The following is an 8,500-nucleotide window of genomic DNA, read 5'->3' as shown; positions in this document are numbered from 1 at the left end:
AGGTGCCTCGATCATGTCGCACCCGGCAAGAAATAGTCATGGCGACTAGTTGCCAACGGCTGGCCCGACCGGTCCACGACGGACCGGCGGGCCAGCCGCCGGATCGGGTCCGCGAGAGGCGGACGCGCCGGCCCCGATGCCGGCGGTCCGCTCAGACGCCCGGGTTCGAGTGCAGCGAGATGATCTCGTTCTTGCCGTTGACGTGGACCACCTTCGGCTCCAGGCTGCGGGCCTCCTCGTCGGTGACCAGCCCGTAGCCGATGATGATGATGAGGTCGCCGGTGTGCACCAGCCGGGCGGCGGCGCCGTTGATGCCGATGACCCCGGAGCCGGCGGGCCCCTCGATCGCGTACGTCTCCAGCCGGGCCCCGTTGTCGATGTCGACGACGTGGATCAGTTCGCCGGGCAGGATGTCGGCGGCCCGCATCAGGTCGACGTCGATGGTCAGCGACCCGATGTAGTGCAGGTCGGCCTGGGTGACGGTGGCTCGGTGGATCTTGGACTTGAGCATGGTGCGGAACATGGGTCGCTCCCTGGGCGCGTCGGACGGCCGGCCGGCGGTCGTTGCCGGCCGGCCACTGTTGGGTGGACGGCGACGGTCCGTGGTGCCGGTCAGCGGGGGATGCGCAGGCCCAGGCCGCGCTCGCGCGCGGTCTCGGCCACCACCGCGCCGAGCGCGACGTCGAGGATGGACATTCCGAACGGGTTGCTGAGCACGATGTCGGTGGGCGCGGACCGTCCCGGGTGCCGCCCGGCGATGACATCGCCGAGGCTGCCGTGCACCCGCGCGGCGTCCGGGTCGGGGGTCGCCCCCGGCCGGTACGCCCCGTCGGCGTCGCGCAGGGTGCCGGCCCGCCACATCCGGCCGAGCAGGCGGCGGTCGTCGTGGCTCACCAGCCCCCAGTCGTCGACGAACACCAGGTCGGCCCGGGTGACCACCTCGGGCAGTACGTCGTCGAGCGAGACGTGCGCGATCAGGGCGCCCGGCTTGAGCCAGTCGTACGCGATGTAGCCCTCGGTGGTGACCGTGACGGCGAGCACCAGGTCGGCGCCCTCGACACACTCGCGGGCCGTGCCGGCGCTCGTCACCGCCAGGTGTCCGGTGTCCGGGTCGGCCCGCAGCGCGTCGGCCAGGCCGGCGGACCGGGCCGGGTCGAGGTCGAAGACGCTGATCTCGGCGAGCTTCTCCAGCACCGACGGCAGCAGCCGCAGGTGCACCTGGGCCAAAGTGCCGCAGCCGAGCACCGCCAGCCGGCCGATCGGGTCGGGGCCGAGCCGCTGCGCGGCCACCGCGGTGACCGCCGCGGTGCGCAGGGCACTGATGTACGCCGACTCCATCACCGCCCACGGGTAGGCGGTCTCGGCGTCGAGCATCATCAGCAGGCCCTGGGAGCGGGCCAGGCCGTTCGCCGGGTTGCCCAGGCTGGCGTTGATCACCTTCATGCCCAGGACCAGTCCGTCATCGGTGCGGATCGCACCGGGCATGCCCAGTGAGCGGGCCGAGTGACCGGCCTTCGTCTGCCACGGCAGGTACGCCTCGTCGGGCAGGATCGTGTCACCGAGGGTGTGCAGCCTCAGCGCCTCCGCGGTGACCGCCACCGGGTCGACACCGTCCAGGCACTCGATGACATGCGCACGGGAGAGGTAGAGCAGCTCGGCGTCGGGATAGCCGGGTAGGTCGAGCACTGTTTATCCATTCTTGAACTGGAGGCCGTCGGCGCGCAGCCTCTTCATGGCGAGTTCCACCTCTTCGCGGGCGCCGACCTCGTCGAGCCAGGCGTCGTCGTAGAGCGTCGCGCGGTAGCGGTCGCCGCCGTCCGGACACAGGCACAGGGGATTCGTCGGCGGCTGCTCGCCGGCCAGGTCGACCAGGCAGGCGTGCAGGACGCAGCCGGAGGAGCCGCCGAGCGCGACGCCGGTGTCGGCCAGGAAGACGCGGCAGACGGCGATGGCGTCGGCGTCGGCGACCCAGGTGGCGGCGTCGTAGCTGTGCTCGGACAGGAACGAGGAGCGACGGCTGGCCCCGATCCCGGCGATGAGGCGGCGGCCGGGCGGGGCGCCGGTGACCAGGGACCCGTGGGCGTCGACGGCGACGATCCGGATCTGCCGGTCGAGGGTGCGCAGGTGGGCCGAGATGCCGGCGAGGGTGCCGCCGGTGGAGACCGCCACGTAGACCGCGTCGAGGTCGGGGCCGCCCTGTTCGGCGATCTCCGGCCCGGTGGTCAGCTGGTGGATCCACGGGTTGGCGAAGCTGCCGTACTGGTCGGGCCAGCGGTAGCCGGGGTTGGTCGCGCACAGGGTGTGTACGGTGCGCAGCCGGGTGAGCAGGTATCCGCCGTACCCGTCGGGTTCGTCGACGAAGCGCACCTGGACGCCGGCTCTGGTGAGCGCGTCGCGGGTGGCCGGCGGCGTCTTGGGGTCGATGACCGCGATCAGCCGGCAGTCGAGGCCGGCGAGCAGGCGGGCCATGCCGAGCCCGAGGTTGCCGGAGGTCGACTCGACGACCACCGTGCCCGGCAGCAGTGGGCTGCGCCGGTCCATGGCCATCAGCAGCCCGGCGGCGGTGCGGTCCTTGATGGACCCGGACGGGTTGAACGACTCGTGCTTGAGGCGCAGATGGTGCGTCCGTCCCTGCCATTGCGTCACGATCGAGGTGGTGGGTGTGGGGACGAGAGTCGATTCCAGGTGCTCGACCCGTGACAGCACGGTGACTCCTCACTGCGGGATCCCCACGCTGGTGGGATGCTGATGCCCGGTCAGAGCCGGTTCCGATCGCCAACGCAGGATCGACGCTCGGCCGTGCGCCGCGACAGCCTTTGGCGACTACTCGCCAGGGAGTTCATTAAGCGCGTGGGTGGGAGCGCTATCGGCTTAGACGATTCAGGTTGGTGATTCTGACGATTCGTCGCCACCATCTGGACAGTGGAGTCGGAGAAGTTGTTAATTAGGTGGAAACCTAGAAATATGTCGACCAGGAGTCACTGTCGCATCACCTAAGGTGACGAGCTATTGCGTATTGTCCGCTAGCAGATGATTAGTGACCGGCGAACGGACTACCCCGACGGGGGTCGTCCTGGCCGTGAACCGCGCCCGATTGTGGGTCGGGTGGTATAGATCTCTCTATGCGGCATGTCGGGTTCCGGTGCTTCGGCCCGTTGGAAATCGAGGTGGGCCAGCGGGTCCTGCCCGCCGGCGGGCCACTTCAGCGTGGCCTGCTCGCGATGCTGCTGCTCAACTCCAACAACTTTGTCAGTGCCGACCGAATCATTTCCGCGCTGTGGGAGAAACCGCCGGAGACGGCACTCGGGCAGGTGCAGACCCGGATCTGGCGGCTACGCCAACTCCTGCACGGGACCGGGGAGACCTCCCCGGCGCCCACCGCCCGGCCACAGCTGATCACCCGCGCCGGCGGGTACGGCCTGATCGTCGACCCGGAGGCCGTCGACCTGCTGGTCTTCGAGCGTCGGGTCAAGCACGGCGGCGCCCTGCTGGCCGCCGGCCGGGCCCGCGAGGCGGTCAAGGAGTTGCGCGAGGCGCTCGCCCTCTTCCGCGGGCCGGTCTTCGCCAACGTCAACGCCCCCGGGGTCGGCATCGAGGCCGAGGCGGTCGAGGAGCGGCGGCTCGCCGCGATCGAACAGCGCATCGAGATCGAACTCAACCTCGGCCTGCACGTACAGGTCGTCGCCGAACTGCGGGAACTCGTCGCCGCCCACCCGTACCGGGAACGGCTGCGGCTGCACCTGATGCAGGCGCTGCACCGCTCCGGCCGGCGCGCCGAGGCGGTCGCCGCCTACCGCGACGGCCACCGCACCATGGTCGACGGCGCGGGCCTGGAGCCGAGCCGCGAACTCAAGGAACTGCACCGCGCCATCCTGCTCTCCGACGCGGCCACCGACCCCGCGCCGGCTGCCGGGCGGCCCCGCGCGACCGTCGGGTTACACGTGCCCAGGGACCTGCCGCGCGACTCGGTCCACCTGGTCGGGCGCTGCCCGGAGACCAGCGAACTCCTCAACTACCTGCGCGGGCCGGACGACTCCCAACTGCCCCGGGTGGTCGCCATCGCCGGCGGGCCCGGCGTCGGCAAGACCGCGCTCGCCGTGCGGATCGCGCACCTGCTCGTCGACGACGTACCGGACGGGCAGCTCTTCACCTGGGCCGGCGGCAAGGCCGACCCGAACGCCATCCTGCACCGGTTCCTGCGCGGCCTGGGTGTGCCGGAGCGGGAGGTGCCGGAGACGCTGGAGGAGCGGTCCGCGCTCTACCGCGCCCGGATGGCCGACCGCCGGGCCATCCTCGTCATCGACGACGCCGAGTCGGAGGCGCAGGTCCGCCCGCTGCTGCCGGCGGCACCGGGCGGGGCCACCCTGGTCACCAGCCGCCGCCGGCTGACCGCGCTGGACGGCGTACGGCACCTGGACCTGCCGGCGCTGGGCGAGACCGACATGATCCGGCTGCTGGTCGAGACCGTCGGCCGGGACCGGATCGACGCCGAGCCGGGGCTGCCGGCCCGCATCGTCGACCGGTGCGAGGGTCTGCCGCTGGCCGTACGCGCGGTCGGTGCCCGGCTGGCCGCCCGCCCGCACTGGTCGCTGGCCCGGTTCCTGGCGGCCGTGGAGGACGAGACCCGGCGCCTGGACGCGATGTCCTTCGGCGACCTCGACGTACGGGCCGCGATCGCGTCGAGCTACATCCGCCTCGACCCCCGGGCCCGCCAGCTGTTCCGCGCGCTCGGGTCGCTGGACCGGGCCGAGTTCACGGTCCGCGAGGCCAGCGAGCTGATCGGCGGCTGCGCCGACGAGCTGACCGAGGATCTGGTCGACGTACGGCTGGTCCACCCGGTACCCGGTTCGCGGTCCGACGGATTGCGTTACCGAATCGATGGACTCTGCCGGCTCTTCGCCCGGGAACGGGCCGCCCTGGAAGGGGCCGGAACGGAATCCTGATCCGTTTCGCCGGTTGTCGTCGCCATTTAGTCGTCGGTACTTCTTTACTTCACGAAGTGGGTGGTCGCTGCCTTCATCCGTACCCGGACGATGCCCGAGATCCTGTCCCTGCCGCCTATGTCGCTTTACGGCAGGACGTCTGCCTTGTGATAGTCGTCCACTTGCTCTCTCCGCCAAGACGCGGTGTAGAGCGGATCGAGAGAGAACGACAAGGACAGCGGCTTTCGCTGATGTTTAGATCAGGTCGATCAATCATGATCAAGCCTTTGTTCGCGTCCCATAACTGGTTTGTACCCATGACCGGCTACAGCTTGCCTATGTGGAGGCTTTCCTTGCCTGACGCCATCCGGCCCAGACAACTCGTCCGGCAGCCCGCGCTCGCCGGCCGCCCGCAAATGACCACCATGGACCCCGCGGCCGGCGCCCGGGGCGGCACCACTTCGGACACCCGTAAGCCCTGGAACGACCGGCCCGCCGCGCCGCCGCGTCCCGTCGTGCCCGCCGACCGGGCCCGCGTGGCCGGCGGCCAGGTCCGGGTCCCCCCGGTCTGGCCGCCGGCCACGGCCCCGGCCGGGGTACGGGCACCGCAGCCCCCCGCCCAGCGCAACATCCTCACCGCCCCGCCGGGCAGCGTCGAGCCGCCCCCGGACCACCTGCTCCCGATCCTGGCCCAGCTCATGACCGGCGCCACCGACGTGACCGCGAGCCAGCGCCTCGGGATGTCGCCGCGCACCTTCAGCCGGCGGGTCTCCGAACTGCTGGAGCACCTGGGGGTCATGAGCCGCTTCCAGGCCGGCGTGGCCTCGGCCAACCAGGGTTGGGTGCTGCCCCGGCAGCAGCCACCGGCCCGCAACCACTGAGGGGGCGGGATGCGTCATCTGCTGTCCATATCGGACCTGGACAACGACGAACTGCGGCAGCTGGTCGACCGGGGGGCGGCGATCGCCCGGAACCGGTCGGCCGTCGAGGCCACCCGGCCGCTGGCCGGCCGGGTGGTCGGCGTCTACTTCCGCAAGACCTCGACCCGGACCCGGACCGCCTTCTCGGCCGGCGCGCTGCGACTCGGCGCGTCGCTCATCTCGTACGGTCCGGCCGACCTGCAGGAGAACACCGGGGAGACGGCCGCCGACACGGCCCGGGTGCTGTCCGGGATGCTCGACGGTTTCGTCGCCCGCACCAGCGGCACCGAGACCGAACTGGCCACCTTCGCCGCGCAGGACCGGATGGCGGTCGTCAACGCGATGAGTGCCCGGGAGCACCCCACCCAGGCGCTGACCGACCTGACCACGATCGCCCAGCACTTCGGGCGGGTCGACGGGGTCACCGTCCGGTACATCGGCGAGGGCAACAACACCGCCGTCGCGCTCGCCCTGGCGCTGCCCCGGTTCCCCGGCACCACGCTGCACCTGAACACCCCGGCCGGGTACGGGCTGCCGCCCGACGTCGTCGAGGAGGCGATGGTGCTGGCCAAGCGGTCCGGGTCGACGCTGGTCGAGCACCACGACATGACCCCGTGCCAGGACGCCGACGTCGTCTACACCACCCGGTGGCAGACGACCGGCACCAACAAGCCGGACCCCGACTGGCGGACCCGGTTCGAACCGTTCCGGATCGACGCGCGGGTGCTCGCCGGGCAGCCGGGCGCGATCTTCATGCACGACCTGCCGGCGCACCGTGGCGAGGAGGTGACCGGCGACGTCCTCGACGGGCCCGCCAGCATCGCCTTCGACCAGGCCGACAACAAGCTGCACAGCGCCATGGCCGTCCTCGAGTGGTGCCTCGCCCCGGCCGACCGCACGGGGCCGGCGTGACCGGCACCCCGCTCGCCGGCCGGGTCGCCCTGGTCACCGGCGGCGGCAACGGCATCGGCGCGGCGGTCGCCCGCCGGCTGTCCGCCGCCGGTGCCGCCGTCGTCGTGGCCGACCGGGACGGCGCCGCCGCCCGGTCGGTCGCGGCCGAGGTCGGCGGCACCGCCGTCCGCGCCGACCTCGCCGCCCCGGAGGGCACCCGGACCGCCTTCGCCCGCGCCGAGGCCGTACACGGCCGGCTCGACCTGGTGCACCTCAACGCCGGCATGCTGTCCGGCACGCCCGACCTCACCGAACTCGACGAGGCCCGCTACCGGGCCGTCACCGGCGTGAACATCGACGCGGTGGTCTTCGGCGTACGGGCCGCGATCCCGGCCCTGCGCCGGGCCGGCGGGGGAGCGGTGCTGGTCACCTCGTCGATCGCCGGGCTGACCGGGTTCGACCTCGACCCGGTCTACGCGATGACCAAGCACGCCGTCGTCGGTCTGGTCCGGGCGCTGGCCCCGAGCCTGGCCGGGCAGGGCATCCGGATCTCCGCGATCTGCCCGGACTTCGTCGACACCGGCTTCCTCGGGCCGCACCGGCACCTGGTCACCGGCGGGCCGATGCTCACCGCCGACGCGGTGGCGGAGGCGGTGCTCGGTGAACTGGTCGACGGCGAGTCCGGCCGGCTGCTCGTGCTGCGCGCCGGGCAGCCGCCGGCCCCGTACGTCTTCGCCCCCGCCTGACCGCCCCCGTACCGGTTCCTTGATCCCCGTGATCAGGGACCGGTACGGGCGTGTCGTCGGTGGGTCGCCCGCCGAACTCCCTGATCACGCGGATCGTGCGCGGGGCCGGGCGCGCGGCCGACGGTTCACCAGGCCGGGGTGGCCAGGCTGTCGAAGAAGTTGATCACGTGGGCGTTGACCTCGTCGGGGCGCTCCAGGAAGCCGAAGTGGCCGCACTCCTTGACCTCGACGTAGGTGCTGCCCGTGATCGCGCCGGCCACCTCCCGGCACAGCTCCACCGGCGTGATCACGTCCTGCTCGAACGCCATCACCAGGGTCGGCGTCGCCACCGCCGACAGCGCGGCCAGCCGGTCCGGGATCGCCGCCGCGTCGTACTGGCTGGCCGGCCCGTCACCGGCGACCGGGAACGCCTCGGCCAGCGCCAGCCACTCGGCGGCGAACTTGTCGTCGGCCAGCGTCCGCTGCCCGAACAGGTTGCCCATCCCGGTCACCGCCGCATAGCCGGCCGGCACCGTGTCGGCGTGCCGGACCGCCTGCGCCGTGGCCGTGGTCAGCGCCCGCAGGTAGTGGGTCAGCCGGCCCCGGGTGCCCAACAGGGCGATGCCGGTCACCAGGTCGGGGCGGACCAGGGCCAGCTCCTGCGCGACCATCGCGCCCAGCGACGAGCCGGCGACCCGGCACGGCCCGATGCCGAGCGCGCGGATCAGCCCGGCGGTGTCGGCGACGAGTTCGGCCAGCCGGTACGGCCCCGGCGGGGAGCTGGATGGCACGGTGCCCCGGTTGTCGAAGGTGATCACCTCGTATCCGGCGGCGACCAGTGCCGGCACCTGGTGCATGTCCCACAGCGCGGCCCGGGCCGCCGCCGGGGCGACCAGCAGGACCGGTGGTCCGGCACCGTGCCGTCGGTATGCCAGCGTCACCCCGTTGACCTCGACGGTCGCCCCCCTACCCATGCCCCAATCCGAGCCGAGCCGGTGTGGAGGGTCAACGCGCTGGCGACTAGTCGCCAGCGGCTTGTCAG

Annotated in this window: 8 protein-coding genes; 4 read left to right on the top strand and 4 right to left on the bottom strand. The window is 72.2% G+C overall.

From position 1 onward, the window contains the following. Positions 1-151: 151 nt before the first annotated feature. The 3 genes from panD to AB0I42_RS04725 form a co-directional block, all read right to left on the bottom strand. Complete coding sequence (gene panD / locus AB0I42_RS04735) at positions 152-523, bottom strand: aspartate 1-decarboxylase (protein WP_357534205.1); 372 nt, start codon at positions 521-523, stop codon at positions 152-154. Between the two features lie 89 nt (positions 524-612). Beyond that, on the bottom strand, positions 613-1,686 hold the full coding sequence (locus AB0I42_RS04730) for an ornithine cyclodeaminase (protein WP_357534203.1): 1,074 nt from the start codon (positions 1,684-1,686) through the stop codon (positions 613-615). A gap of 3 nt (positions 1,687-1,689) precedes the next feature. Next, positions 1,690-2,706, bottom strand: coding sequence for a pyridoxal-phosphate dependent enzyme (locus tag AB0I42_RS04725; RefSeq protein WP_357534202.1), 1,017 nt, complete (start codon positions 2,704-2,706; stop codon positions 1,690-1,692). 416 nt (positions 2,707-3,122) lie between these two features. On the opposite strand from AB0I42_RS04725, the gene AB0I42_RS04720 reads away from it, so the two are divergent. From AB0I42_RS04720 to AB0I42_RS04705, 4 genes are all read left to right on the top strand, one after another. Then, positions 3,123-4,943 (top strand): BTAD domain-containing putative transcriptional regulator, encoded by a 1,821-nt coding sequence (locus tag AB0I42_RS04720; protein ID WP_357534200.1) that lies wholly within the window; start codon positions 3,123-3,125, stop codon positions 4,941-4,943. A 332-nt stretch (positions 4,944-5,275) separates the two neighbouring features. Then, positions 5,276-5,803: a hypothetical protein gene (locus AB0I42_RS04715; protein WP_357534198.1), complete on the top strand. Its 528-nt coding sequence runs from the start codon at positions 5,276-5,278 to the stop codon at positions 5,801-5,803. A gap of 9 nt (positions 5,804-5,812) precedes the next feature. After that, the gene (locus AB0I42_RS04710; RefSeq protein ID WP_357534197.1) at positions 5,813-6,754 is read left to right on the top strand and encodes an ornithine carbamoyltransferase; all 942 of its coding nucleotides are present in this window, start codon (positions 5,813-5,815) and stop codon (positions 6,752-6,754) included. Continuing rightward, entirely contained in the window at positions 6,751-7,479 is a 729-nt protein-coding gene (locus AB0I42_RS04705; RefSeq protein ID WP_357534196.1) for an SDR family oxidoreductase, read from the top strand. Before AB0I42_RS04710 ends, AB0I42_RS04705 begins: the two co-directional genes overlap by 4 nt. A 125-nt stretch (positions 7,480-7,604) precedes the next feature. Here the strand turns inward: AB0I42_RS04705 and AB0I42_RS04700 are convergent, their stop codons facing one another. Beyond that, the gene (locus tag AB0I42_RS04700; RefSeq protein ID WP_357534194.1) at positions 7,605-8,432 is read right to left on the bottom strand and encodes an alpha/beta hydrolase; all 828 of its coding nucleotides are present in this window, start codon (positions 8,430-8,432) and stop codon (positions 7,605-7,607) included. Between the last annotated feature and the right edge of the window lie 68 nt (positions 8,433-8,500).

The sequence above is a fragment of the Polymorphospora sp. NPDC050346 genome (genome assembly GCF_040655695.1).
GTDB classification, from domain to species: domain Bacteria; phylum Actinomycetota; class Actinomycetes; order Mycobacteriales; family Micromonosporaceae; genus Polymorphospora; species Polymorphospora lycopeni.
Note: the sequence above shows the minus strand (reverse complement) of the source record. Positions and strands in the feature narration are given on the sequence as shown.

Coding starts and splice junctions, on each gene's coding strand:
- AB0I42_RS04720 (WP_357534200.1), top strand. CDS start 3,123: ATGCGGCATGTCGGGTTCCGGTGCTTCGGCCCGTTGGAAATCGAGGTG.
- AB0I42_RS04700 (WP_357534194.1), bottom strand. CDS start 8,432: ATGGGTAGGGGGGCGACCGTCGAGGTCAACGGGGTGACGCTGGCATAC.
- panD (WP_357534205.1), bottom strand. CDS start 523: ATGTTCCGCACCATGCTCAAGTCCAAGATCCACCGAGCCACCGTCACC.
- AB0I42_RS04710 (WP_357534197.1), top strand. CDS start 5,813: ATGCGTCATCTGCTGTCCATATCGGACCTGGACAACGACGAACTGCGG.